Source organism: Agrobacterium salinitolerans, from assembly GCF_027498475.1.
GTDB classification, from domain to species: domain Bacteria; phylum Pseudomonadota; class Alphaproteobacteria; order Rhizobiales; family Rhizobiaceae; genus Agrobacterium; species Agrobacterium salinitolerans.
On the sequence record NZ_JAPZLN010000002.1, the window covers coordinates 48038 to 71662 of the forward strand.

Below are 23625 nucleotides of genomic sequence, written 5' to 3' on the forward strand. Positions count from 1 at the left end.
CTTGCGATATGGACGATTTTTGGGTCTTTGGCTACGGTTCGTTGATGTGGAACCCCGGCTTCGCCTTTGAAGAGCGGCAGCAGGCGCGGCTTCACGGGTATCGGCGCTCACTCTGCATCAGTTCCAATTTTTATAGGGGCACCGAAGAAAAGCCCGGTCTCGTTCTCGGTCTGGAGCGCGGCGGTTCCTGCCTTGGCGTCGCTTTCCGCGTGCGTGGAGAGGACCGGGAGCCGGTCATGGTCTATTTGCGCGAGCGCGAACTGGTGACGAATGTCTATAAGGAGCGGCTGGTTTCCATCGCGCTTTCCGATGGCAGGCGCAGCAGCGCCGTAACCTATGTGGCCGATCCCGCGCATAAGCAATATATCGGCGGTCTCGGCGTTGCCGAGTCGGCGACCATCGTTGCAGCCGCATCGGGCCGGTCCGGGCCGAATACGGATTATGTCTTCAACACCGTGCAGCATCTGCAGGAGATGGGCATTCGCGATTCCCTGCTGGAGAGCATCGCCAAAAATGTCGGCACGCTCGTTGCTCAGCCGGCGCCGGTTTCCTTGCCCTGAAGTTCGGCGATCCGCTTCACGGCGGTCGGCGGCAGCGGCAAATGCGGGTTGTTGCGCACGGTTTCCAGCAGCAGCTCGTCGCTCGCCTTTTCCGTCACATCGATCAGGCGCTTGAAGAACACGTCGGGGTCCAGCCCCGGCTCGATGGCCGGCAGGATACGCACCTTGAAATGGCCGGGATAACGCATGGTGGACCGGCGCGGCCAGAACAGGCCTGGATGCATGGCGACGGGAATGACCGGCACCTGAAGGTCCCGGTAAAGCCTTGCGATGCCATAACGATATTCAGGCTCCGCACCCGGCGGGCGGCGTGTGCCTTCGGGATAGATGATGAGTTCGCGGCCGGCGGCCATTTCCTCTTTCGCCCGCTCCATCACCTTCAGCATCACTTTGCCGCGGGCGGCGCGGTTGACCGGGATCATGCGCTGTTTCATGGCGTACCAGCCGAACAGCGGAATCCACAAAAGCTCGCGCTTCAGAATATAGACCGGATCGGGAAGATTGGGCAGCAGCGCGTAGGTATCCCAGAAGGACTGGTGCTTGGGCGCGAAGATGCAGCCGGTTTCGGGAATGTTTTCCAGCCCTTCGATCTCGAAGGTGGTGCCGACGATGGTTTTCATCAGCCAGTGGTTGGATCGCGCCCAATTCTTGGGAATTTCGTAGGCGATCTTGCGCGGCAGGATGAAATAGATCGGCGTCAGCACGATCATGCGGACAATCAGGTTGAGATAAAACAGCGTATTGAAAAGAAAAGAGCGCAGCTTGAGCATCAACAGCCTTCCCGGAGCGCAGCCGTCCCGAAGCCGTGCATATGCCTCGATACCGGATGCCGATGCCAGACGCCTACACGAAAACAAGGGGCCGCAGCAAGCACGTTCTCGCCGGTCAGGACGAAGCGCTTGTCGTCTTTATCCGGGAATAATCGGCGGCGGCCTTGCGCAGACCGTCGCCCTTGCCGAAACCGGTGAGGTCGCGTCCCGCCGCCGCCACGAACTTCAGATATTCGTAAAGCATGGTTCTCACCACATCCGGCTCCACGAACCAGTTGGTGCGGACAAGATCGGCGCTGATGACGGGATAGGCGATGAATTGCGTCTGCGGGCTGGCGCTGCGCAATTCATGCAGGCTGCGATGCATGTGGTAATTATTCGTGACGACGACGATGGAGGAATAATTGTGGTCGCGTATCCAGCTTGCGGCCTCACTGGCGTTGCCGATCGTATCGATCGCCTTGTAGCCCATGTCCACGCAGCAGGAAAACATGTCGGATGACCCTTGCGTCATCTTGCGGATTTGCGAGCGAGTGGTGGCCGGGTTGACGCCGGAAATCAGAAGCCGCTTGCCCACGCCGTCTCTGAGCAGGCCAACGGCCTGTTCGATGCGCTGATAACCGCCGGTAAGAACGATGATGGCATCGCCTCTCGCCCCCTCCGGCGGACGCATGGAGGCGACGGAATCGGCAAACCACAGGAAACCGCCGGAAAATGCGCCGAGCGCAATGACGCAAAGCAGGATGAGGACGCGAATAAAACGGCGCAAAGGACCGCGTCGCGACAACAGGCCTTTTCTGGCCGGCCGCGCCGTCGTCTGATCCTGGTCCATCCGACTCACAAACATTCCTCCTGAATACTCGCCGATTAAGGCAAGGAACAGGCATTTTTGTCCACCGTCTGCAGGTTACATCCGGCTTGTGACGGTTTCAGTTTTCCCGCGGGGTTATCGGGGATAACCTCACGATGCAAGCCCATCGCTTTTCGAAGGATCGGAGCGGACGCGGTCGATATCGTCGATGGTGCGGATGACGGTTATACGAGCCGTGAGGGTGGTCAAAAGCGCGATGACGATCATCGTCATGGCGATGCCGAGATACCCGCCGAGACCCACCGAAAACGAGCCGAAAAGCGCGCTTGCCTGATCGCTCTGCGGCGTGGCGACAGTGCTCGATTGCCAGAAACCGGCGACAAGGAATACGCCGGCGGCCAGTGCGCTGCCGGCCGCCGCCCCCTTGAGGCTGATCTTCAGGAAGTGCTTCTGGAATTCACGCGCCACAAAGCTGCTTTCGGCGCCGACAAAATGCAGAACCTCGACGATATGCCGGTTGCCGGAAAGCGCGCCGCGCGTCGCAAACACCACCGTCAGCACCATGGCGGTGAACACGAGGATAAGAACACCGACGCCGATCATGACAGTGGTTCTGGCCATGGAGACCAGCCTGTCGACCCACGTGCGGTGGTCGTCCAGAAATGCCTGCGGAATTTCGGCCTTCAGCATATCCCGCATCGCCTGGAAATCGGGTGGATTGTTTTCGTCGATGGTGATGACGACGAGACGCGGCACCGGCAGTTCCGAAAGATCGAGACCGCTGCCGAGCCACGGCTCCAAAAGGCGCGACGTTGCCGCATCGTCGAGGATGGTACCATCCCGCGTGCCCACGAAGGTAAGCGCCAGATTGCGCGCCTTGTTTAGCGCCGCATTCATGTCCAGCCCGTCCTCGGGCTTGATCTGGATGGTGATCTCGCGGGAAATCTGGCTCTGCCAGGTGGCGGCGGTGGCGCGCACCATGGAGACGGCACCAAGGGTGAGGCAGGCGAGAAAGGCCATGATGGCGATCACCACCATCAGCGCATTGCCCTGAATGTTGGAAGGCGGCAGGATCGGCGCCATCGGGCGGATGCGCATGGGCGGGCGCTTCGGCTGCGCCGCTTCCGGCTTCAACGGCTTGCGGTTGATCTCATTCATAGATATCGAGCCGCCCTTCAGTGAGGATCATCCGGCGCGCATCGATCTGGTCCATCAGGCCAAAATCATGGGTGGCGATGACAACGGCCGTGCCCAGCCGGTTGAGTTCCAGGAAAAGGTTGAGAAGGCGCTTGGCCATCGGTGGATCGACGTTGCCGGTCGGCTCGTCGGCCAGCAATATTTCCGGCTGGTCCATGAGTGCGCGGGCGATGGCGGCACGCTGCTTTTCCCCGCCGGAAAGAATGGCCGGCAGCACGTTGATGCGCTCGCCAAGGCCGACCCATTTCAGAAGTTCTATCACGTCGTTGCGATAGGCGCTCTCTTCCTTACCGCGCACGCGGAGCGGCAGGGCGACGTTTTCATAGGTCGTCAGATGGTCGAGCAGCCGAAAGTCCTGAAACACTATACCGACGCGACGGCGCAGCATCGGCAACTCGCTACGTGGAATGCGCGAAACGTCACGGTTGAACATGCGGATATGCCCGCGCGTAGGCTGCAGCGACATCAAAAGCAGGCGGAGCAGCGTGGTCTTGCCGGCACCCGAAGGGCCGGTCAGAAACTGGAACGAACCCTTGGGGATATCGAAGGTCATGTCCCTCAGGATCTCGGGTCCCATGCCGTAACGCAACCCGACATTTTCGAAATGGATCAACGGACTTCCAGTCTCTTCGTTTCGTGGTGCTTCGCAAGCCGCTGGCGCATGAGGCCCGGACGGCGCGGTCTAACCCGGTTCCGGTGGCCTGTGCGAGCCGTTTTTGCGAAGCATTAACCAATTAAATTTAAAACTTGGCAGGATTCGTTGCAATGCCCAGTTTTGCGGGCCGGAAAACCTCACCCAAGGAATTCTATGGCTATGTTCCGTTCATCTCGCCGGCAAGCGGCATTCGATTTCGACCTCCTGATGCCGGAAACGCCGGTACGCCGCACGGCGCGGGCGGCAAATCCCGACCGCGATGTGGTAGACGCGGAATTTGTCACCATCAAGGAAAACCGTTCGCGGCAACCCGGAAACGACAATCGCGGTGCAGCGCGCCGGCAGGTGAAAAAAACGCCCGTTACCCTCGCCATTCTTTGCCTCGCTTTCATCGGCTGGGTGGATCGCAGATTGTCTCGCCTGTCGGCGGATGCCTATTCGGCGCTGGTGGCCGGCCTCGCCATTTTTGTCTTCGTATGTTCGGGCGGCCTCTCGGTCGTGGTGCCGGAAAAGACGGCTGTCGCGGCCTCGGTCAATCCTCTCGCCATTTCCCATGTCACCGTAACCCCGCAGGAAGCAGGTGGCATGGATATCCTGCTCATCAACGGCATCGTGGAAAACAATGGCGGCAATCTGGAAGAGGTGCCTGCCCTGCGCGCCGATCTCTTCGCCGCCAAGGGGCAGCTGGTAGCCAGCATGGTCATCGAGCCGCCGGTCAAGGAAATGCAGCCCGGTTTCAGCCACGGTTTTTCGGCAAAGTTGCGCCATCCCGGTGGAAAAACGCCTGAGATCAAGCTTTCCTTCGTCGAGGCGGGTGCGTCTGAACGCTGACTGTGCTAACGCGTGTCTTCTATTTTTACTGAAAGGTAAAATCGGCAAGGCGCAGCACAGGAGTAAGAATGCCCGTCGTCCGTGGAAAAAACATCGAGCCGCTTTATAGCGCCGAGCAGATCGCCGAGCGCAATCGCGACATGGCCAAGCACATCGCCAGCGGCCCGACCAAGGATTTACTGGTCATTGCCGTGCTCAAGGGATCGTTCATTTTCGCGGCCGATCTTATCCGCGCACTGCATGACAGCGGCCTTGCTCCTGAGGTCGAGTTCATCACGCTGTCGAGCTATGGCGCCGGCACGGTGTCGCAAGGGGTCAGGATCGTCAAGGATATCGACAGCGACGTGAAGGACCGTGATGTGCTCCTGATCGACGATATTCTCGAATCCGGCCGCACGCTGCGTTTCGCCAAGGAACTGCTTTACGAGCGCGGTGCGCGCAATGTCACCATCGCGGTGCTTCTCGACAAGAAAGTGAAACGCAAGGAAGATCTGGAGGCCGATTATGTCGGTTTCGAATGTCCTGATTATTTCGTCGTGGGTTACGGCATGGACGTGGCTTATGCCTTCCGCGAATTGCCCTTCGTCGGCGTCGTGACCGGCGACGCCTGAGTACTTCGTCGTGCCGGAACGGCACAGCACGGAGACGCCTCATTAACCATTCACCCAGCGAAGGGCTGGGTGTTTACCTCTTGAAAAGAGGAGCCTGCGATGTTGCTCACGGCTGGAAATGATGCCCAGGAGCAATGAATAATGGCGAAGATTCTGATTACCGAAGACGAGGATGCACTGCGGGCTTTCGTCGCTCGCGCGCTGCGTCTCGACGGTCACGAGACCTATGAGGCGGCGGATGGCGAGCAGGGGCTGGAGAAGCTCCAGGAAACCAGTTTCGATCTTCTTCTTTCGGATATCCGCATGCCGGTCATGGATGGCATCGAGCTGGCGCACCGCGCCGCCGAAAGCTTCCCGGCCATGCGCATTTTGCTGATGACGGGTTATGCCGAGCAGCGTGAACGGGCTGATGATCTGGCGACGAAGATTGTGGATGTGGTTTCCAAACCCTTCGCGCTTCCGGATATTCGCAAGGCCGTGGCGCGGGCGCTTGCGGCGTGAGTGATAAGATCACACAGATTTGAGGAAGGCGGCCCCATGGGTCGCCTTTTTGTTGCGGAGTTGTCAACTCTCTCCTCGTCATGCTCGGGCCTGTCCCGAGCATCTGCGACGTATCGGTTTCATGGGAGGTTGACAGATCCTCGGCACAAGGCCGAGGATGACGTCAAAGTGTTTCGCGACGCGCCTAGTAGCTTTCGCCGCGGCCTGCTCTTCCGGAAAGTCACGAAATTAAAGTGGCGGGCCGGATCGCCGTGAATGGCTTCTGATCCTCACCGTATATCCAGCAACCGCTCCAGATACCGCCGCTCGATTTCACCGGGCGGGTTGTTGCCGAGTTTTTCGCGGATAGCCTCGAGGATTTCGCGGGCGCGCTGCACGTCGATTTCATCCGGCACTTTCACCTGGTCGCCGAAATCCGGGCCGGTGGTGCTGCGCGGGCGGCCGAGCGGGTCGCGGCCGTTCTGACCGCCCTGGCCCGCCATGCCCTCCTGACCCTGTCCGGGCTGCTGGCCCTGCTGGCGCATGGCCTGCATGATCTGGCCCATCATGTCCTGCGCACCCTGGCGCAGCGCATTCAGCGCATTGCCCTGACCTTCGACCGCCTGCTCGCCCTGGCCCTTGCCCAGTGCCTCGCCGGCTCCTTCCATTTCCTGCTGTGCCTTGCCGAAGTTCTCGCCCGGTTCCATGCCGAGATCACGAAGGCCCTGCTGCAATTCGCCGAGCTGCTTGCCGAGCGCATCCTGCTGGGCCCGCAGGTTTTTCAGCGCGTCGCGCAATTGTTCGGCCGTCATCCGGTCGCTTGGCTGTCCGCCCTGCTGGTCATTCTCACCCTGTTGGTCCTGCTGTCCCTCTTGCGGCTGCTGGCCGTTTTCACCCATCTGCTGTTCGTCTTCGCCGCCCTGTTGCGGGTCGCCGCGCTGCATCCGGTCGCGCAGCGCCTGATCGAGCTTGAAGGTCTCGTCCATCAATTTCTGCTGCTGCTGCAGTATTTCGCCCAGCTTGTCGATCTGCTGGCGCATCTTGCTGCTCTGCTGCTGCCCCTGCTGGCCCTGACGCTGCGGGCGGCCCGCCTGCAGATTGTTCATCATGCGCTGCAGCTGCGAGAGCATTTCCTGCGCGGCGTCGCGATTACCGGAGCGGGCAAGGTTCTCGATCTGGTTCATCATGTTTTCCAGATCGCGCTGACGTAGAACGTTCTGCGCCTGCTGGTTCATGTTGGCCTGCGGCGCATTCTGCATGCGCTGCGCAAGCTCGCTCATGAACTGCTGCATCGCCTCGCGCAGTTCCTGCATCAACCTGGCGATTTCCTCGTCGGAGGCATTGCGCTGAAGCGCTTCGGAAAGCGCATTCTGCGCATCGCGCAGGCGCCTTTCGGCTTGCGAAAGATCGCCGTCCTCGATGCCGAGCGCGATTTCCCAGAGATAATCGGCCGTGTCCTTCAGCATCTCCTCATTATAGGCGAGCCGCATGCGGGTCTGGGCCGATTGCAGCAGGAGATAATGGGTGGTGTTGGGAATGGTCTCTTCCGGGCGCAGGCCCACCGCCTCGTTATAGGCGATAGCTTTCGGCATCTGGCGCGTATCGAGCGAGAATATCTGCCGCTGCTCGGCAATGGAAGCGGCCAGCGGTTCGGAGAAATTGCGGCCCGGCAGCACCATTTCATGCGCGGGGCTACGACCCGTCTGGCCGGCACCGTCCGTCGCCACCAGTGTGATGCGCACGCGCTTTCCCGCCATCGGATGTTCGGTCAGGTTGCGGCTGGTCAGGCCCTTGATCTCGCGATTGTTCTGCCGCGGCAGATCGAGCTTGAATTCCGGCGGCGGGTAAAGCGCGCTTGCACCTTCCGCAACGCCCACAGGTTCGATGATGGCGTGGGCTTCCTTCAGCCCATAATCGTCCTTGGCGGTAAAGCCCACTTCCAGCGCGCCGTTAACGGCCCGGCGCGGCATGTTGTCGAAGGCGATGCTGGGCGGCTGGTCGGCGATGACGTTGAACACCCATTGTTCGCCATTGGCGGTAATCATGCCGCTTTCGGTAACATCCATGGTGAAGGTGCGCGGCGCGACGGGCTGATCCGCCGAACGAACCGGCGTCTGAACGGCGATATCGCCGCTTGCGCTGTCGACACGCGCCGTTTCCGGCGCAAGCTTTTGCAGCGCGCCTGCCATTTCAGGCTCGAAAGTCACTTCCTCGCCGCCATCGCCGCCGGTCATGCGGATCGTCAGCTTGGAGGATTGCGGCACGGAAACCGCGTCACGGTTGGTTGCGTCACGTCCGGTCAGGAAAATCGGCGCGCGACCGGTATAGGATGGCGGCGTGACCCACGCGTCGAGACGAATATCGGGATTGAGCGGACCGACGGCCGGTCGGCTACGGAAGGCATCCGCAATCGTGCCCGCGCCGTTGGAATAGGAAAAACCGAAGGCGGCGGCCAGAAGAAGGGCGGGAATGGCGCGCAGCGCCAGACGGTCATAACGGGCGATATCGGGTTTCGGCAGGCCCGCATTCAGCGCGGCAATGCGCTCCGCCATGCGGATCTGGTGTTCTTTCCACAGCGTTCGGGAAAAGGGCGTATCCAAGGCGGGCTCGTCCTCCTGCACGCCAACCGGCTGGTGCGAGAGACCGTTGCGGTCTTCAAGCAGGCGCGAGGCTTCATGATCCGTCGGCCATTTCAGCCGAAGGATCGGTAAAAGCGTGGCGATGAAACTGAAAACCAGCACGAAAACGACGCCGAGCCGCAGGAAATCCGGCATATGCCGGTAGAGGCCGAACCAGGCAAGGGCTAGAAACACGGCGGCGATGGAAAGTGGCCACAGCGTTTTCGGCGCAATTTTCTCCGAGAGCAGCACGATTTTTGCGAAGAAGCGCTTGGCGACGACCTGGCGGGCAAGGTCCGGCCGCTGCGCAAACGCACCAGTCGCGCGCTTTCCGCCAGTCTTGTCCTCTCCGGCTGTGGTCATCAATCCGTTCTCCCGGTTCTGGCCACGTCGAACGCCATTCCCGGAACGGCGAGCTGTCTGTATCACGGGGGCAAGGATAACATTCTTTGTGGCGAAGACGAGGGCGCCCAAGCCCTCGGCCCCATTTTTTAGGCAGCTTCGCTTGATTGTGATCGGCAAACCGGTGATACGGGCGAGCTCAATCGAGCCAGGCGGGTACGGAATCGAGCGCGATCAACTCTTCATAGGTGCCGCGCGGACGGATCACGTGGAATTTGTCGTCCTTCACCAGCACTTCCGGCACCAGCAGGCGGGAATTATAGGTGCCGGCCTGCACCGCGCCATAAGCGCCGGCGGAGCTGACGGCAATCAGATCGCCCGGCTGCGGTGCCGCCATCTCGCGGTCGAGCGCCAGATAATCGCCGGTCTCGCAGACCGGGCCGACAATATCGGCCTTAATGCGCGGCGTGTTTTCGGCCGGCTGCACCACCGGGCGGATGCCGTGATATGCCTCGTAGAGCGTCGGGCGGATAAGGTCGTTCATGGCGCCGTCAACGATCACGAAGGTCTTTTCGCCGCCATCCTTCACATAGATCACTTCGGTCACCAGAATACCGGCATTGCCGACGATCAGTCGACCAGGTTCGGTGACGATCTTGCAGTTGAGGCTCTTCAGCTCATTCTTGACGATATGCGCATAGGCATCCGGCAGTGGCGGCGGGTTGTTGTCATCGCGATAGGGAATGCCGAGACCGCCGCCAATATCGACATGGCTGATCGTGTGGCCGTCGCCGCGCAGCGCCTCGACGAGTTCGCGCAGCAGCCGGAAAGCGTCCTCGAAAGGCTGCAATTCGGTGATCTGGCTGCCGATATGCATGTCGATGCCGGTCACTTCGATGCCGGGCAGGGTGGCGGCATGGGCATAAACCGCGCGGGCGCGTTCATAGGAAATGCCGAACTTATTTTCTTTCTTGCCGGTGGAAATCTTGGCGTGGGTGCGGGCATCCACATCCGGATTGATACGGAAGGAGACATGCGCCCGTTTGCCGGCCTTGACGGCGCGCAGGTTGAGGACTTCCAGTTCCGGCTCGGATTCGATGTTGAAGCAATAGATGCCGGCATCCAGCGCATAGTCCATTTCCGCAACCGTCTTGCCGACGCCGGAGAACATGATGCGGCTTGCCGGCACGCCGGCTGCAAGTGCGCGGCGCAATTCGCCGCCGGAGACGACGTCGATGCCGGCGCCGAGCTTTGCAAGCGTTTTCAGCACCGCCTGATTGGAATTGGCCTTCATGGCGTAACAAACCATGGCGTCCACATCCGCGAAAGCGCCTGCGAACACCTTGTAGTGGCGTTCCAGCGTTGCCGTGGAATAGACGTAGAAGGGCGTGCCGACCGCCTTGGCGATCTCCGGCACGGGCACGTTTTCGGCGTGCAGCACGCCGTCGATATAGCCAAAATGGTTCACGGCTTTTTACCCGTCAGAGAAGCTTGTCGAGAATGAACGGACGCTCAGCCGTCGCCGGCTTCGGTTCGCTTCCATCGGCGGCGCGTTTGTTGCGCATTTCGACCGGCGTGCTCGGCGGATCGATGTCGCCCTTACGCCCGCAGGCGGAAAGAGCAAGGCTGACGGCGAGCGTCATGCCGATGGGAACGATGAGTTTGCGCGCGGTTTTTGAAAGCATGGGCCTGTCCAAAGGAAATATGTGCCTCTCTGATAACGAAAAACAGGGCGCTTGTGCACCCTGTTTCTTGTGATCGCATTGTAACGCGAATTTATCAGTTGCGTTCACGCCACCAGGCGATCTGCTTGCGCACCTCCGAAGGGGCCGTGCCGCCGAAACTCGTGCGGCTGGCGACCGATGCTTCTACGGACAGAACGTCAAAAACACCCTTGGTGATGCCGGGGTGGATGGCCTGCAATTCTTCCAGCGAAAGATCGGCGAGATCGCAGCCTTTTTTTTCCGCCAGCGCTACGGCATTGCCGGTCACATGGTGGGCATCGCGGAAGGGCAGGCCCGCTTCGCGCACCAGCCAGTCGGCAAGATCGGTAGCGGTGGAATAACCCGAACCGGCGGCGGCGCGCATACGGTCCTTGCGCACTTCAAGGTCGCGGATCATGCCGGTCATGGCGGCAATCGCCAGTTCCAGGCTTTCGGCGGCATCGAAAACCTGTTCCTTGTCTTCCTGCATGTCCTTGGAATAGGCGAGCGGCAGGCCCTTCATCACTGTCAGAAGGGCGATCAGCGAGCCGTTGATGCGGCCGGTCTTGGCGCGCACCAGTTCGGCGGCGTCGGGGTTTTTCTTCTGCGGCATGATCGACGAGCCGGTGGAAAAGGCGTCCGACAGGCGGATGAAGCCGAATTGCGGCGTCGACCAGATGACGATCTCTTCGGCGAGACGCGACAGATGCGTGGCACAGATAGAAGCGATGGACAGGAATTCCAGCGCGAAATCGCGATCGGAGACGGTGTCGATGGAATTGCGGGTCGGCTCGCGGAAACCGAGTGCCTTGGCCGTCATGTGGCGGTCGATGGGATAGCCGGTGCCGGCAAGGGCGGCTGCGCCGATCGGGCTTTCGTCCAGATGCTCGATGGCGTGGCGCACGCGGGCGCGGTCACGGCCGAACATTTCCACATAGGCCATGCAATGATGGCCGAAGGTCACCGGCTGCGCCGTCTGCAGATGGGTGAAGCCCGGCATCACGGTATCGGCATTTTCTTCGGCGCGGTCGAGGAAGGCGGCGATGAGGGCGGTCAGCATCCCCTCCGTCTTCTGCAGTTCTTCCTTGACCCACAGGCGGAAATCGAGCGCCACCTGGTCGTTGCGCGAGCGGGCGGTGTGCAGGCGACCAGCCGCTGTGCCGATGAGGGTCGCAAGGCGCGCTTCGATATTCATGTGAATATCTTCGAGTTTGCGCGAAAATTCGAAGGTGCCGGCTTCGATCTCTGACAGGATCGTGTTCAGACCCTCGATGATCTTGTCTTTATCTTCAGGCGAAATAATGCCTTTAGATGCCAGCATGGTGGCATGCGCCATAGAGCCGCGGATATCCTGGGCGTAAAGCTTCTTGTCGAAGCCGATGGAGGCATTTATCTCTTCCATGATGGCAGATGGCCCGGAAGCGAAACGCCCGCCCCACATCTGGTTGGAGGATTTCTGATCTGTGCCGTCAGCCATGTTAAGTGCCCTGGAGTATTCGATGACAGAAAAAACGCCGTTCAGGCTTCCTTCCGCCAAATTGGTTGCAATTGCTGCCGTGGCCGGTGTGCTCGCCGGTGCTGGCGCGGTCTGGTTCAGGCATATTGGGTCTGAGAGCCCGGTTCAAGGGGCAGCGGTGGCAGACGGCGGTTTATGTGAGGGTGCGGCAAACCGCATCGCCTCGCTGAAACCGTTTCTGAAAGGGCAGGTCGCGGCCATGTCGGCGGCGGACAGGCCGCGCATCATTCCGCTGTCCTTCAAGGGGCCGCAGTCGCAAGACATGACGCTTGCCGATCTCAAGGGCAAAGCGGTTCTTCTCAATCTCTGGGCCACATGGTGTGTGCCCTGCCGCGAAGAGATGCCGGCGCTGAACGCGCTGGAGAAGGAAAAGGGCGGCGAGAATTTCGAGGTCGTTGCCGTCAACATCGATACTGGCGCGGATGAAAAACCGAAAGCCTTTATGGATGAATACAAGATCGATGCTCTGAAGCACTACCGCGACAGCTCCATGGGCGTCTTCAACGTTCTGAAAAAGGAAGGTCTTGCTTTCGGCCTGCCGGCAACCCTGCTGCTGGATGAAAACGGCTGTCTGCTCGCGGCCATGAACGGCCCGGCGGCGTGGGACAGTGAAGACGCCGAGGCGCTGGTGACCGCGGCTACTGGAAAATGATGCGGTGGCCGGAATATTGGGCACTATGAGCCGTAACCGCCGTCAACGCCCGGCTTTCCAGCGGACGGGCCGGTGCAGACAAGCCCGTACCCGCCTCGTATAATGATACTGGCTTCCGCCATGAATGGGTGCCGATATGGAGTTGCTAATTCCCCGGCTTGGTCTTGCTCTCGCCATCGGCCTGCTCGTCGGCCTTGAGCGCGGCTGGCGGGAGCGCGATGCGCCGGCGGGCAGCCGTACCGCCGGGATCCGGACCTATGGCATTACCGGTCTGCTGGGGGGCGTCTTCGGCGTGTTGGCCGCAGAGCAGAATAGCGTTTTCGCTTTTGCGGCGGGTTTTCTGGGGTTCGCATTCAGTTTTTCATGGTTCAAGCTGCGCGAAGCGCGTCATGACAATGATTTCAGTGTCACCGGCGTGGTTGCGGCTCTCTGCGTCTTTGCCCTCGGCGGGCTTGCGGTAACGGCGCAATATCAGGCGGCGGCGGCTGGTGCTGCTGCCCTTGCGGCATTGCTTGCCGGCAGGGAAGTTCTCCACCGCCTGCTGAAACGGCTGACTTGGGTCGAGCTCCGCTCCGCGCTGGTGCTTGCCGTGATGACCGCCGTTGGCCTGTCGATCCTTCCGAACCGGGCGATCGATCCGTGGGGCGGCTTCAACCCGTGGGAAATATGGCTGTTCACCGTGCTCAGCGCCGCGATCTCCTATTGCGGCTATATTGCCGTGCGCCTCCTCGGCTCAACTCGCGGCCTGCTGGTGACCGGGCTGGCGGGCGCCCTTGTTTCATCGACCGCTGTAACTGCCAGCTTCGGGCAGAAGGCGAAAAGCGGTGAAAACGCGTGGCCTCTGGCCGGTGTGGCGGTGCTGGCCGCGGCTGTATCGTTGCTCCGGATTCTCGTTATCGTTCTCGCCCTCTCGCTGACAACGTTTTCGCTTATCGCACCGGCGACGCTGACTGCGGCACTGGTTCTCGGATTGAGCGGCGCCGGCCTGATAAGGCTGCAGGACACGCAGACCGGGCAAGAACTCAATGCAAAAAACCCGTTCGACTTGGCGCCCCTTGCCATCTTCGCCGCGCTTTTCGCCGCAACGCGAACGCTGAATGCCGTTCTTCTCGTCTGGATCGGCGCCGGCGGCTTCATCGCGCTCACGGCTCTGTCCGCCATATTCGATGCCGATGTCGCGGTTCTCAGTGCGTTGCGAACCAGCGCGCAGAGCATTTCGCCGGACATTTTGGCCAGCGCAATCCTCGCCGCTCTCGCCGCCAACGCGGCAGGACGCGTATTCGTCGCCGCCGTTTCCGGAACGCTCGTTTATTGCGGATTGCTTACGGCAGCATCCATCTTTGCCGCGGGTGTCGGAGCGGTTACCTATTTGCTGATTGCCTGAGGGTTCAGCCGAAGGCAGAGACGATATTGGTCCGGGCTCAGCGCGTCGGAACCGGCGCCTCACCCCGATAATCGTAGAAGCCGCGGCCGGATTTGCGGCCGAGCCAGCCGGCCTCGACATACTTGACCAGCAGCGGGCAGGGGCGGTATTTGCTGTCGGAGAGACCGTCATGCAGCACCTGCATGATCGACAAACAGGTATCGAGGCCGATGAAATCGGCAAGCTGCAGCGGTCCCATCGGGTGGTTGGCGCCAAGTCGCATGGCTGTGTCGATGGCTTCCACCGAACCGACGCCCTCATAAAGCGTATAGATCGCCTCGTTGATCATCGGCAGCAGGATGCGGTTGACGATGAAGGCCGGGAAATCTTCGGCAACGGTGATCGCCTTTTCGAGCGTCCGCACATAATCCTTGGCCGCGTCGAAGGTCTTTTCATTGGTGGCGATGCCGCGCACCAGTTCCACCAGCTTCATGACGGGGACCGGGTTCATGAAGTGGATGCCCATGAACTGTTCGGGACGGTCGGTGGCCGATGCAAGCCTAGTGATGGAAAGTGACGAGGTGTTGGTGGCGAGAAGCGCTTCCGGCTTCAGAACCGGGCAGACCTGCGTGTAGATCTTGCGCTTGATCTCTTCGTTTTCCGTAGCAGCCTCGATGACAAGATCCATCGGCGCCAGATCATTGACGTCGGTCGATCCGCTGATGAGCGTCAGCGCCTGCTTGCGGGCCTCGTCGGAAAGCTTGCCATTGGTGACCTGGCGGGCGAGATTGCCGTTGATCGTGGCAAGGCCGGCCTCAATGCCTTCCTTCGAAAGATCGTAGATGTGGACCCTGTATCCGGCAATGGCGGAAACATGCGCTATGCCACACCCCATCTGACCGGCTCCGATGACACCGATATTCTTAAAGGGGGCGGTCATATGCTGTTCTCCCATGTGCTGCATATAGTAATTCGCTGGCGATGTTACGCATATCGCCGAAAAAGAGAAGGCGGCGCGTTCAAAAAACGCGCCGCCTTCATCATGTATTTAAAATCAAAGGGCTTTTTGCAGTTCCGGCAGCGCCTCGAACAAGTCTGCGACGAGACCGTAATCGGCAACCTGGAAAATCGGCGCTTCTTCATCCTTGTTGATGGCGACGATGACCTTCGAATCCTTCATGCCGGCCAGATGCTGGATGGCACCGGAAATACCGGCCGCGATGTAAAGCTGCGGCGCGACCACCTTGCCTGTCTGCCCCACCTGCCAGTCATTCGGCGCGTAGCCGGCATCGACGGCAGCGCGCGACGCACCAACGGCGGCGCCCAGCTTGTCAGCGACGGGAAGGATGACTTCCTTGAATTTTTCCGAAGAGCCAAGCGCACGGCCGCCGGAGATGATGATCTTGGCGGAGGTCAGTTCCGGACGATCTGACGAGGCCAGCGCGTCGGAAACGAAGCTGGAGACACCGGGGTTTTCAGCGGCTGCAATGGTTTCGACTGCCGCCGAACCACCTTCTGCCGCTGCCGCAAAGGCGGTCGGGCGCACGGTGATGACCTTCTTGGCGTCGCTTGCCTGAACCGTCTGGATGGCGTTGCCGGCATAGATCGGTCGCTTGAAGGTATCGGGGCTGACGACCTCGATGATTTCCGAGACCTGCGCCACGTCGAGAAGGGCCGCAACGCGGGGCGCTACGTTCTTGGCGGATGCCGTCGCCGGGGCGATGATGACATCATAAGAGGGGCTGAGCGAAACGATCAGTGCCGCCAGCGGCTCGGCGAGCGCATTGGCATAGGAGGCGTCGTCGGCGAGCAGCACCTTGGAAACGCCCGTCAGCTTCGCGGCCGCGTCGGCCGCCGCTTTCGCGCCAGAGCCAGCGACCAGCACGTGGACGTCGCCGCCGATCTGCGTTGCCGCCGTCAGCGTCTTGCCCGTCAGGTCGGAAAGGGTTGCGTTGTCGTGTTCTGCCAGAAGAAGAATGGCCATAAGAATATCTCCCTTTTCCGAAACCTTAGAGGACGCCGTCGGCTTTGAGCTTTTCGACCAGTTCGGCAACCGAGCCAACCTTGATGCCAGCCTTGCGGCCCGCGGGCTCCTCGGTCTTCAGCACCTTCAGGCGCGGCGAAACGTCGACGCCGAAATCGGCCGGGGCCTTTTTGTCGAGCGGCTTCTTTTTTGCCTTCATGATGTTGGGCAGCGAGGCGTAACGCGGTTCGTTCAGACGAAGATCGGTGGTGACGACGGCGGGAAGTTTCAGTTCAACCGTCTGCAAACCGCCATCGACTTCACGGGTAACCGCGACCTTGCCGTCGGACGGTACGACCTTGGAGGCAAAGGTGCCCTGGCCCCAGCCGAGAAGGGCTGCCAGCATCTGGCCGGTCTGGTTCGAATCGTCATCGATCGCCTGCTTGCCGACGATGACGAGACCGGGCTGCTCGGCCTCGGCCACACCCTTCAAAAGCTTGGCGACGGCGAGCGGCTCGACCGTCTCGTCGGTCTCGATCAGGATAGCGCGGTCGGCGCCCATGGCGAGCGCGGTGCGCAGCGTTTCTTCCGCCTTGGCCGGGCCGATGGAGACGACCACGACCTCTTCGGCCTTGCCGGCTTCCTTCAGACGAAGGGCCTCTTCCACCGAGATTTCGTCGAACGGATTCATCGACATCTTCACATTGGCAAGCTCAACGCCTGAACCATCCGATTTTACGCGGATCTTCACGTTGTAATCGACGACTCGTTTGACGGGGACAAGGATCTTCATCGGCGGCTTTCCTCAAACTCCTGTCCGCTTTGGCCAGTTGACCGCGCGGACCTCCAAAAACAGGTTGGCGACATGGATAAGCATTTTTCCCGCAATTACAACGGAGCAATCTTCATTATCGCATGCGCGTAAGGCATATCTTACGTTGACGTTCACGTAAATACTCTATCTCTTTTGCAAGAGCTCATCTGCTCCCGTCATAGCCCCGTTCGATTTGCGACAACCCCGCCGTTTGCGACGGATTCTTGAACTGCGCCGCCCTTGGCGGAACAATCGTGCGGTCAAACAGGGGAACGCCCCGCCTGCGCATGAAAATCACCATGATCGCGCCAGCCATGATGCCGCCGACATGCGCGCCCCAGGAGACGTTTTCCTCAAGTCCGAGCGCCAGCATCAAGAACTGCTGGCCGATCCACAGCGCCAGCGGAACGAAGGCGGGCAAGGGAAGCGGAATGCGCATGAGAACCAGCACCCAGACGCGAACCCTGGGATGCAGAAGGAAATAGGCCGCGACGACGCCCGAAACCGCACCCGAAGCGCCGATCAGCGGCCCTTCCGAGGTGGGGGCGACGAAACCGTGAAACAGGGCGCCGGCAATCGCGCAGACGACATAGAAGATCAGGAAACGGAAATGGCCGAGCGCATCCTCGACATTGTCGCCGAAGACCCAGAGAAACAGCATGTTGCCGGCCAGATGCCAGAAATCGAGATGCAGGAAAGCATAGGTGACAACGGTCAGGTCATCGGGAACGACCTGCAGGGCGGGTTCCAGATAGGCGTAGTCGAACACCACTGCCGGAATGAAACCGAGGCCGAGCGCTGCTGCATTGGCCTGCACGTCGCTGGCAAGGACGCCGGTGAACAGCCAGACCAGCACATTGACCACGATCAGACCGATCGTCACATATTGCAGACGGATATGTTTGAGGGAATTCGCATCGTGCAGCGGTATGAACATCGAACGCCCTTTGGTTGCGTCGTTGAAACGCTTTAGCGGTTCTTGCCGGGAACCCACAATATGTCGGCCTTGCCGGCCTCATTGGCGAAGCGGGCGGCGACGAACAGGAAATCGGACAGGCGGTTGGCGTATCTCAGCGCCGCCGGGCTGACGATCTCGTTCTCAGCGACGGACAGTTCCACCATCAGTCTCTCCGCCCGCCGGCAGACGGTGCGCGCCATGTGCAGATTGGCCGCTGCCGCGCTGCCGCCCGGCAGCACGAAAGAGGTCAGCGGTTCAAGCGCGACATTGAGATCGTCGATTTCGTTTTCCAGCCGCGTGACCTGGCTTTCGACGATGCGCAGCGGCTCGTAAGAAAGCGGCTCGCCATTGTCAGGCGTGGCGAGATCGGCGCCGAGGTCGAAAAGATCGTTCTGTATCCGGAACAGCATGGCATCCAGCTTTTCAATCCCGCCCGTATAAAGCCGCGCGACACCGATCGCCGAATTGGTCTCGTCGACCGTGCCGTATGCCTCGACGCGAAGGTCGTGCTTGAGGCGACGCGGGCCGGAAACCAGAGCGGTCGTGCCCTTGTCGCCGGTGCGGGTGTAGATCTTGTTCAGCTTCACCATGTCAGCGGCCACCGCCGGTGAGCCAGAGGGTGAACATGATCAGCACAATCGCCACGGCCTGCAAAAGCAGGCGAAGCTGCATCAGCTTGTTGGAACGGTTGGCGTCCTGTCCCTTCAGCATGTTGAAGAGGCCGCGTATCAGTACGATGACGACGAGGCCCATAACGATAAGGGCCAGAACGGTGGTGAAGCCGGACATGCGGTATTACTCCTCCTCAATCGAATCTGCGCAGCAGACGATAGAAAAGTCCGGCAGGCAAGAGCCGTTTCAGGATAAGCCCCTGTTTGGCCGGCACGGTAACGGGATAATGCGGCTTCGGGTTTGCCGCCGTCAGTGCGTGTTTCAACACGGTATAAACGGCGTCCGGACCAAGCTTGTGGCGGCTGACGGGGCCGGAACCATCCATGCGCGCCAACTGGCGTTTATATTCCGCCGCATGGGCTGAATTTTCGAGATCGATGTGCTCGTTGATATGGGCAAGCGCGGTGGCGGTGAATTTGGAGGTGATCGGACCCGGTTCGATCAGGCTCACATGGATGCCGCTGCCCTGAAGCTCCATGCGCAGCGTGACGCCCAGCCCCTCAAGCGCAAATTTCGAAGCGGTGTAAGCGCCGCGATAGCGATAGGGAACGAGACCGAGAATCGAGGAGCAATGCACGATGCGGCCCGAACCACGCTTGCGCATGAAGGGAATGACCCGCCGCGTCAGATCGTGCCAGCCGAAGACATTGGTTTCGAACTGTGCCCGCAGCGCTTCGACAGGCAGGTCTTCCACCGCGCCCGGCTGGCCATAAGCGCCATTGTTGAAAAGCGCGTCGATGCGGCCGCCGGTGCGGGCGGCAACCGTATCCACCAGTGCTGCGATGGTTTCGGGCTTGGTGTAGTCCATGATCAGGGTTTCGATGCCCTGATTTTCGAGCGCTGCCATGTCAACGATACGCCGCACGGTGGCAAAAACCCGCCAGCCATCCCTGTGCAGCGCGCCGGCGCAATGAGCCCCGATGCCAGAGGAACAGCCGGTGATGATGATGACCGGTTTTTCAGACATGTTCTGCCCCGCCAATGGACTTTGCGCCAAGGTGCGCTCAGATTCACAAAATTAAATTGCGCAAAATCCTTTTCGGAAATGGAACCGAAAGCCGGGTTTGCGCGCTGTACAAAGCGAAGCTGATTTCCCATATTCGGGGCGAAGTTACAAATGAAATGCCGATGAATGGAGGTGACATGGTTGCCGCAGTGCGCCTGGCAGGCAAGGTTGCCTTCGATGCCTATTCCCATTTCGCCGAGGATGACGGCTGGGCGATGGCGAGCCATATGGCGCTGTCCATCCTTCTGGCGCTGTTCCCCTTCCTGATCTTCGGCACGGCGCTGGCCGGTTTTCTCGGGGCCGACCAGTTTTCCGAAACGGCGGTGCATCTGATTTTCGATACATGGCCGGAAGCGATTGCCGGGCCGCTGGCGGCGCAGGTGCAGCAGGTGCTGACCATTCCGCGCGGCGGGCTGCTGACGATTTCGGTGCTGGCAGCTGCCTATTTTGCCTCCAACGGCGTTGAGGCGCTGAGAATTTCGCTCAACCGCGCCTATCGTGTCACGGAGACGCGCTGGTGGTATATCACCCGTCTGCTCAGCCTGCTTTACGTGCTGATTGCGGTTGTGGTCTTTGCCGGCATCAGCATCGTCCTCGTCGCCGTGCCGGTCGCCACCTCTTTTGCCGAGCAGCGGTTCCCCTGGCTGACAGACGTGCTGAATACGGTCTCCAGTCTTGGTCTTTACGGTACCATCGTTGTGCTGACCGCGGGGTTGGTGGCGGCGCATCTGTGGCTTCCGGCCGGCAAACGCCGCATCTGGGATGTCTGGCCCGGCATTCTCCTGACGATGATATTCTGGGTCATCGGTGCGGCGATCTTCGCCTATTACCTCTCCACCTTTGCCAATTATGCGGCCACCTATGCGGGTCTCGCCTCGGTTATGGTGGTTTTGGTGTTTCTTTATATGGTCGGCGTCATCTTCATGCTGGGCGCGGAGGTCAATGCGGCGCTGATGAAATACAAGGTGCGGCAGATCATCCGCCGCAATATCGGCGGCAGCGGCGCGCGCCGGGAGCGGGCGCTAGAGGAGACCGACAAGCCGGCGGATATCTGAGGGCGTCGCTCCTTCTGCCCGCAGGGCGGAAATGCCGGTACTGCCTTCGCTTTTCGAAAGCTTGCGCCCGTCTGCGCCCAAGATCAGCCGGTGATGGTGATAGGCCGGTTGCGACAGGTCCAGCAGGTGTTGCAGCAGCCGGTGAATGGCGGTGGCATGGAACAGATCCATGCCGCGCACCACATGGGTGATACCCTGCAGCGCATCATCCACCACGACGGAAAGATGATAGCTCGAAGGCGCGTCTGAGCGCGACAGCACCACATCGCCCCAAAGGGCGGGCTGGGCCTCGATTTTCCCCGTCTCGCCATCGCCGCTTTCCTGCCAGAACAGGGGGATGCCGGCGGCGCGGATCGCCTTTTCCATGTCGAGCCGCCAGGCGTGCGGCCGGCCGGAAGCGAGCAGCACTGTCCGTTCCGCCTTTGGCCTCTCCCGGTCTATGGTCGGGTAAAGCGGCGCGCCATCGGGATCGCGCGGCCACAACCCTCCCTCCGTTTCGAAGGCCCTGACGATCGCCTTGGTTTCTCCGCGGCTAAGAAAGGCAGGGTAAGCAAGCCCTGCCTCGATCAGCCTGTCCAGCGCCATGCGGTACTCATCGAAATGCTCCGATTGCCGCCGCGCAGGTTTCTCCCAGTCGAGACCCAGCCAGCCAAGATCGTCATAGATTGCCTGTTCCAGCTCCGGGGTGCAGCGCGTCTGGTCTATATCCTCGATGCGCAACAGGAAGCGGCCGTCATTGTCTCGCGCCATATCGTGGTTCAGGAAGGCGGAAAGCGCATGGCCGAGATGCAGCAGGCCATTGGGGCTTGGTGCAAAACGGTAAACCGGTTTTTGACGGAACTGCGAAGGCATGGTTTCTTCTGCCATGTTTTAAAGAGCCAAACCAGCCGGCTGGCGGCATATGGAATGACGGATATGAAAATCATTACCGGGATGGATGACATCAGCGAAGGGCTGGAACATCTCACTCTTCTCGATCCTGCGCTTGGCCCCGTCATTGAAATAGCCGGTCCGCTGGAACTGCGCATCCACGAGCCCGGCTTTGCCGGCCTTGCCCATATCGTCGTCTCGCAGATGGTGTCGCGCGCCAGCGCCAATGCCATATGGGCGCGTATCCTTGCCGGCACCGGCGGCGCGGTCACGGCGGAGAATTATCTGGGTGTGCCGGAGGAATTGAGCGCCACCTTCGGCCTTTCCCGGGCCAAGGCGACGACACTGGAGGGACTGGCGCGCGCCGTCACGCAAGGGCAGATCGACCTTGACGGTGTGGTGCGCAAGGAGGGACTTGCGGCCCTTTCCGAACTGGTGGCGCTTCGCGGTATAGGCCCGTGGACGGCGGAGGTTTATCTGATGTTCTGCGGCGGGCATCCGGATATTTTTCCGGTCGGTGATGTGGCGCTGAGATCGGCGGTGGCGCATGCACTCGATATGGAAGTGAGGCCGGAAGCGAAATGGCTGGCGGAGCGGGCGGCGCTCTGGTCGCCGTGGCGCTCCGTGGCCGCCCGGCTTTTCTGGGGTTATTATGCCAACATCATGCGGCGCGCCATGGCGCCGCTGCCCTGAATGTGGTCAAAAATCGGCGATACTGTAGGGCAGGGCCCCGCGCGACAGATGATCGAAATGCAGCTTGCGTTTCAGCGGCGGCACCGCGCGCTGTACGCAATCCACCCTCTCGCAGACCCGGCAGGAAATGCCGATCGGTTTGAAGGAGGCCGCATTGCCGAGATCGAGCGTATCGGCATAAACGAAATTCTGCGCGTGGGAAATTTCGCAGCCGAGCGCGATGGCATAGCGCGGTCTATCCGTGTTGAAACCCGCGCCGGCTTTCTCGATCTGCGTGGCAATGGAAAGATAGCGTACGCCGTCAGGCGTTTCCGCCAGCTGCCGCACGATCCTGTCGGAGCTTTCGAAGGCCTGATGGATATTCCACAGCGGACAGGCCGCGCCGAAACGGGCAAATTGCAGCCGCGTGGCGCTGTGGCGTTTGGTGATGTTGCCGGCGCGGTCGATCTTGGCGAAAAAGATCGGCACGCCTTTTATACCTGGCCGTTGCAAGGTGCTCAGCCGGTGGGCCACCTGCTCAAGGCTTGCGCCGAAACGAACGGCCAGAAGCTCAAGATCGTGGCGTAGCTCCTGTGCCGCCTGATGAAAGCGGCCATAGGGCAGGATGAGCGCTGCGGCGAAATAATTGTGCAGTCCGATACGACAGATTTCGGCCGCTTCCGTGTTGCGGAAACCGGCGCCGGCCAGCACCCTGTCCACCGTCGCGCCGGCGTGAAGCTGGGCAATCTGCAATGCAAGCTGAAAACAGCGGGTCGGCGCGGCCATGTAGGAGCTCAGGGCGAGCGTCTTGCCTGTGGGATCGAAATGCCGGATCAGGCCGCCCGCCGCATCGGTGCGGGTGATATGGATGCCGTAACGGTTGTGCAGATGCGTCGCCAGAATGCCGTAGGTCTCGCCACCCTCGATGTCCAAGTCCTCTGCCAGCTCCTCGGCCAGAAGATCGATCTCGGCGACGTAGTTGTCGACGAAGTGGAAGAAGTCGCGCACCTCCTCGTAAGGGGTTCTTTCCACCTGCGCGGTGCCGCGACCCAGCCGGTCATCCAGCTGCACCAGCTGCTCGCTGTTCTGACGATAGGCCTGGTGGGCGCGCAGCAGCGCATGGGCAAAACCCGGCGCGTTCTGGGCGATCAACTTCAATTCCTGGAGCCCAGGCTCGTAATTCAGGAATAGCGGGTCTTTCAGCGCCTCGCGCACGGCGGAAACCAGCCGGTCGCTTTCACCGGTCGCCAGCTCCGCCATGTCGAGCTGGAATTTTTCCACCAGCGTCACCAGAACGCTGGCCGAAACGGGTCGCTGGTTGTTTTCGATCTGGTTCAGATAACTCGCGGAGATACCAAGCCGCTCGGCAAATTGCGCCTGCGTGGCGCGGGCGTTTTCGCGAAGGCCGCGAACCTTGCGGCCGATGAAGAGTTTTTCCGTCGCCATGTTGCAACTTTGCAAAATTAAACATTGCAAATATTTATGGCACGCATACGCGCACGATCA

Annotated in this window: 25 protein-coding genes; 8 read left to right on the forward strand and 17 right to left on the reverse strand. The window is 60.6% G+C overall.

Annotated features, from left to right (window positions below; all coding sequences use genetic code 11):
• The first annotated feature begins 8 nt into the window (after positions 1-8).
• A complete protein-coding gene (locus O9X91_RS09005) occupies positions 9-560 on the forward strand; it encodes a gamma-glutamylcyclotransferase (RefSeq protein WP_142912082.1) in 552 nt (183 codons plus the stop codon).
• Here O9X91_RS09005 and O9X91_RS09010 read toward each other — a convergent pair.
• The 4 genes from O9X91_RS09010 to ftsE form a co-directional block, all read right to left on the reverse strand.
• Entirely contained in the window at positions 533-1330 is a 798-nt protein-coding gene (locus tag O9X91_RS09010) for a lysophospholipid acyltransferase family protein (protein WP_142912081.1), read from the reverse strand. The two genes, O9X91_RS09005 and O9X91_RS09010, sit on opposite strands and share 28 nt — an antisense overlap.
• 115 nt (positions 1331-1445) lie before the next feature.
• A complete protein-coding gene (locus O9X91_RS09015; RefSeq protein WP_162520358.1) occupies positions 1446-2162 on the reverse strand; it encodes a YdcF family protein in 717 nt (238 codons plus the stop codon).
• 129 nt (positions 2163-2291) lie between these two features.
• Positions 2292-3299, reverse strand: a complete 1008-nt coding sequence (locus tag O9X91_RS09020; protein ID WP_077985220.1) for a cell division protein FtsX — start codon at positions 3297-3299, stop codon at positions 2292-2294.
• A complete protein-coding gene (ftsE, locus tag O9X91_RS09025) occupies positions 3292-3951 on the reverse strand; it encodes a cell division ATP-binding protein FtsE (protein ID WP_077985219.1) in 660 nt (219 codons plus the stop codon). The genes O9X91_RS09020 and ftsE overlap by 8 nt, the downstream gene beginning before the upstream one ends.
• 201 nt (positions 3952-4152) lie before the next feature.
• On the opposite strand from ftsE, the gene O9X91_RS09030 reads away from it, so the two are divergent.
• The 3 genes from O9X91_RS09030 (at position 4153) to O9X91_RS09040 (ending at position 5936) form a co-directional block, all read left to right on the forward strand.
• Entirely contained in the window at positions 4153-4824 is a 672-nt protein-coding gene (locus O9X91_RS09030; RefSeq protein ID WP_077985218.1) for a DUF3426 domain-containing protein, read from the forward strand.
• Positions 4825-4892: 68 nt separating this feature from the next.
• Positions 4893-5435, forward strand: a complete 543-nt coding sequence (gene hpt, locus O9X91_RS09035) for a hypoxanthine phosphoribosyltransferase (RefSeq protein WP_077985217.1) — start codon at positions 4893-4895, stop codon at positions 5433-5435.
• A gap of 141 nt (positions 5436-5576) precedes the next feature.
• Positions 5577-5936 (forward strand): response regulator, encoded by a 360-nt coding sequence (locus tag O9X91_RS09040; protein WP_077985216.1) that lies wholly within the window; start codon positions 5577-5579, stop codon positions 5934-5936.
• Between the two features lie 269 nt (positions 5937-6205).
• Here O9X91_RS09040 and O9X91_RS09045 read toward each other — a convergent pair whose 3' ends face one another.
• The 4 genes from O9X91_RS09045 to argH all read right to left on the reverse strand — a co-directional run bounded on the left by O9X91_RS09045 (position 6206) and on the right by argH (position 12055).
• The gene (locus O9X91_RS09045) at positions 6206-8896 is read right to left on the reverse strand and encodes a TIGR02302 family protein (protein ID WP_142912080.1); all 2691 of its coding nucleotides are present in this window, start codon (positions 8894-8896) and stop codon (positions 6206-6208) included.
• A 178-nt stretch (positions 8897-9074) separates the two neighbouring features.
• Positions 9075-10343 carry a diaminopimelate decarboxylase gene (lysA, locus tag O9X91_RS09050; protein ID WP_142912079.1) on the reverse strand — a complete coding sequence of 423 codons (1269 nt, stop codon included), beginning with the start codon at positions 10341-10343 and terminating at the stop codon, positions 9075-9077.
• A 13-nt stretch (positions 10344-10356) separates the two neighbouring features.
• On the reverse strand, positions 10357-10560 hold the full coding sequence (gene lptM / locus O9X91_RS09055) for an LPS translocon maturation chaperone LptM (protein WP_003509930.1): 204 nt from the start codon (positions 10558-10560) through the stop codon (positions 10357-10359).
• A 94-nt stretch (positions 10561-10654) separates the two neighbouring features.
• Entirely contained in the window at positions 10655-12055 is a 1401-nt protein-coding gene (argH, locus tag O9X91_RS09060) for an argininosuccinate lyase (protein ID WP_142912078.1), read from the reverse strand.
• Positions 12056-12077: 22 nt separating this feature from the next.
• Between argH and tlpA the strand changes: the two genes are divergently transcribed.
• Positions 12078-12746 carry a thiol:disulfide interchange protein TlpA gene (gene tlpA / locus O9X91_RS09065; RefSeq protein ID WP_077985211.1) on the forward strand — a complete coding sequence of 223 codons (669 nt, stop codon included), beginning with the start codon at positions 12078-12080 and terminating at the stop codon, positions 12744-12746.
• A gap of 136 nt (positions 12747-12882) precedes the next feature.
• Positions 12883-14130, forward strand: coding sequence for an MgtC/SapB family protein (locus O9X91_RS09070; RefSeq protein ID WP_077985336.1), 1248 nt, complete (start codon positions 12883-12885; stop codon positions 14128-14130).
• A 37-nt stretch (positions 14131-14167) separates the two neighbouring features.
• Here the strand turns inward: O9X91_RS09070 and O9X91_RS09075 are convergent, their stop codons facing one another.
• The 7 genes from O9X91_RS09075 to O9X91_RS09105 all read right to left on the reverse strand — a co-directional run bounded on the left by O9X91_RS09075 (position 14168) and on the right by O9X91_RS09105 (position 19483).
• Positions 14168-15049 carry a 3-hydroxybutyryl-CoA dehydrogenase gene (locus tag O9X91_RS09075; RefSeq protein WP_142912077.1) on the reverse strand — a complete coding sequence of 294 codons (882 nt, stop codon included), beginning with the start codon at positions 15047-15049 and terminating at the stop codon, positions 14168-14170.
• Positions 15050-15163: 114 nt separating this feature from the next.
• Positions 15164-16093: an electron transfer flavoprotein subunit alpha/FixB family protein gene (locus O9X91_RS09080; protein WP_269826373.1), complete on the reverse strand. Its 930-nt coding sequence runs from the start codon at positions 16091-16093 to the stop codon at positions 15164-15166.
• 25 nt (positions 16094-16118) lie between these two features.
• The gene (locus O9X91_RS09085; RefSeq protein WP_003520827.1) at positions 16119-16865 is read right to left on the reverse strand and encodes an electron transfer flavoprotein subunit beta/FixA family protein; all 747 of its coding nucleotides are present in this window, start codon (positions 16863-16865) and stop codon (positions 16119-16121) included.
• A gap of 184 nt (positions 16866-17049) precedes the next feature.
• Positions 17050-17823, reverse strand: coding sequence for a rhomboid family intramembrane serine protease (locus O9X91_RS09090; protein WP_269833691.1), 774 nt, complete (start codon positions 17821-17823; stop codon positions 17050-17052).
• 32 nt (positions 17824-17855) lie between these two features.
• Positions 17856-18434 carry a cob(I)yrinic acid a,c-diamide adenosyltransferase gene (locus O9X91_RS09095; RefSeq protein WP_191216730.1) on the reverse strand — a complete coding sequence of 193 codons (579 nt, stop codon included), beginning with the start codon at positions 18432-18434 and terminating at the stop codon, positions 17856-17858.
• A 1-nt stretch (position 18435) separates the two neighbouring features.
• Positions 18436-18633, reverse strand: a complete 198-nt coding sequence (locus tag O9X91_RS09100; protein WP_003520830.1) for a twin transmembrane helix small protein — start codon at positions 18631-18633, stop codon at positions 18436-18438.
• 16 nt (positions 18634-18649) lie between these two features.
• Complete coding sequence (locus O9X91_RS09105; RefSeq protein WP_269833692.1) at positions 18650-19483, reverse strand: SDR family oxidoreductase; 834 nt, start codon at positions 19481-19483, stop codon at positions 18650-18652.
• Between the two features lie 176 nt (positions 19484-19659).
• On the opposite strand from O9X91_RS09105, the gene O9X91_RS09110 reads away from it, so the two are divergent.
• Positions 19660-20577, forward strand: a complete 918-nt coding sequence (locus tag O9X91_RS09110) for a YihY/virulence factor BrkB family protein (protein WP_077985332.1) — start codon at positions 19660-19662, stop codon at positions 20575-20577.
• Here O9X91_RS09110 and gluQRS read toward each other — a convergent pair.
• Positions 20545-21444 (reverse strand): tRNA glutamyl-Q(34) synthetase GluQRS, encoded by a 900-nt coding sequence (gluQRS, locus tag O9X91_RS09115; protein WP_269833693.1) that lies wholly within the window; start codon positions 21442-21444, stop codon positions 20545-20547. The two genes, O9X91_RS09110 and gluQRS, sit on opposite strands and share 33 nt — an antisense overlap.
• A gap of 39 nt (positions 21445-21483) precedes the next feature.
• Here gluQRS and O9X91_RS09120 point away from each other — a divergent pair, with 39 nt between their 5' ends.
• Complete coding sequence (locus tag O9X91_RS09120) at positions 21484-22140, forward strand: DNA-3-methyladenine glycosylase family protein (RefSeq protein WP_269833694.1); 657 nt, start codon at positions 21484-21486, stop codon at positions 22138-22140.
• Between the two features lie 6 nt (positions 22141-22146).
• Here O9X91_RS09120 and O9X91_RS09125 read toward each other — a convergent pair whose 3' ends face one another.
• On the reverse strand, positions 22147-23565 hold the full coding sequence (locus O9X91_RS09125; protein ID WP_269833695.1) for a helix-turn-helix domain-containing protein: 1419 nt from the start codon (positions 23563-23565) through the stop codon (positions 22147-22149).
• Positions 23566-23625: the final 60 nt, after the last annotated feature.